Source organism: Mesorhizobium sp. M7A.F.Ca.AU.002.02.1.1, from assembly GCF_003998535.1.
Taxonomy (GTDB): Bacteria; Pseudomonadota; Alphaproteobacteria; order Rhizobiales; family Rhizobiaceae; genus Mesorhizobium; species Mesorhizobium ciceri.
Map to the genome: position 1 here is coordinate 1 of NZ_RZPB01000990.1, position 1,872 is coordinate 1,872.

1 protein-coding gene is annotated in these 1,872 nt (G+C 63.6%); it reads right to left on the minus strand.

Features of this window, described 5'->3' with window-relative positions; translation table 11 throughout:
- A partial coding sequence (gene topA / locus EN879_RS34145) for a type I DNA topoisomerase (protein ID WP_127274625.1) occupies nt 1–1,872 on the minus strand: 1,872 nt, incomplete at both ends.

Here is a 1,872-nt window from a genome sequence, read left to right on the forward strand (position 1 = left end):
ACGTAAGGCCCGTATTTGCCGTCGCGCACGACGATCTTGCCGCCGCCATCGGGGTGGTCGCCGAGCTCCTTGAGCGCAGCGGCCGTGCCGCCATTGCGGCCACCCTTGCCCTTCAGCTGCTTCTCGGCGATCACCGACACGGCGCGGTTGAGGCCGATCGAGAACACGTCCTCGATGCTTTCGAGATTGGCATAGGTGCCGTCATGCAGCACGAACGGACCGTAACGGCCGAGCCCGGCCGAGATCATCTTGGCCGTTTCCGGATGCTGGCCGACATCGCGCGGCAGCGACAGCAGCGCCAGCGCCTTTTCGTGGTCGATCGACTCTGCCGTCCAGCCCTTGGGCAGGCTGGAGCGCTTGGCTTCCTTGCCGTCGCCGCGTTGCAGATAGGGGCCGAAGCGGCCGCTGCGCAGCGTGATTTCCTCTGACGTATAGGGGTCCTTGCCGATGACCTTGGTGCCGTCTTCGCCGCCGCCATTCTCGCCATTGGAGTTGGCGGCATCGCCGAGCTGGCGGGTGAAGGAGCATTCGGGATAGTTGGAGCAGCCGACAAAGGCGCCGAACTTGCCGAGCTTCAGCGACAGATTGCCGGTGCCGCATTTCGGGCAGATGCGTGGATTCGAACCGTCTTCGCGCGCGGGGAACACCAGCGGCGCCAGCTCTTCATTGAGCGCATCCAGCACGTCGGTGACGCGCAGTTCCTTGATGTCGGCGACGGCGCCGGAAAAATCCTTCCAGAAATCGCGCAGCACGTCCTTCCAGGCGAGCTTGCCGTCCGAAATCTCGTCGAGCTTTTCCTCGAGGGACGCGGTGAAGTCGTACTCGACATAGCGCTTGAAGAAGCTTTCGAGGAAAGCCGACAGCAGCCGGCCCTTGGCCTGCGGCACCAGCCGGCGCTTGTCGATGGTGACATAGTCGCGGTCCTCGAGCGTCTTCAGGATCGCCGTATAGGTAGAAGGCCGGCCGATGCCGAGCTCTTCCAGCTTCTTGATCAGCGACGCTTCGGAGTAACGCGGCGGCGGCTCGGTGGTGTGCTGGGTGGCGTTGATCGCCTGGCGGGCAAGCTGCTCGCCGGCACGGATCTCGGGCAGGCGACGATTTTCCTCGTCTTCCGCATCGTCGTCCTTCTGGTCGGTGTATGCGGCGATGAAACCGTCGAACCGAACGACCGAACCGATGGCACGCAGCTCCGCGGTGCGCGATCCATTGACCGCCTCGATCTCGGCGGTGGTGCGCTCGATTTCGGCCGGCTGCATCTGGCTGGCGATGGCGCGCTTCCAGATCAGCTCATAGAGCCGCATCTGGTCGGAATCGAGATATTGCCTGACCGATGCCGGGGTACGCATGAAATCCGTCGGGCGGATCGCTTCGTGCGCTTCCTGGGCGTTCTTGGCTTTGGCCGTATATTGGCGCGGCTTTTCCGGCAGGTATTTCGGACCGAATTCCTTGGCAATGGCATCGCGTGCGGCGTCGATCGCCTCGGGTGCCATCTGCACGCCGTCGGTTCGCATATAGGTGATCAGACCGGTGGTCTCGCCGCCGATCTCCATGCCTTCATAGAGGCGTTGCGCCACCTGCATGGTGCGGCTGGCCGAGAAGCCGAGACCCGACGAGGCGGCCTGCTGCAGCGTCGAGGTGGTGAAGGGCGGGCCGGGATTGCGCTTGGTCGGCTTGGCTTCCACCGACACCGCCTTGAAGGTCGCGCCTTCGAGCATCGACTTGATGTCGTCGGCCTGCGCCTTGTTGGAAATGTCGAGCTTTTGCAGCTTCTTGCGATCGAAGGCGGTCAGCCGCGCTTCGAAATTCTCGTTGCGCGGCGTGCCCAGCAGTGCAGCGATCTGCCAGTATTCCTCGCGGATGAAGCGCGCGATC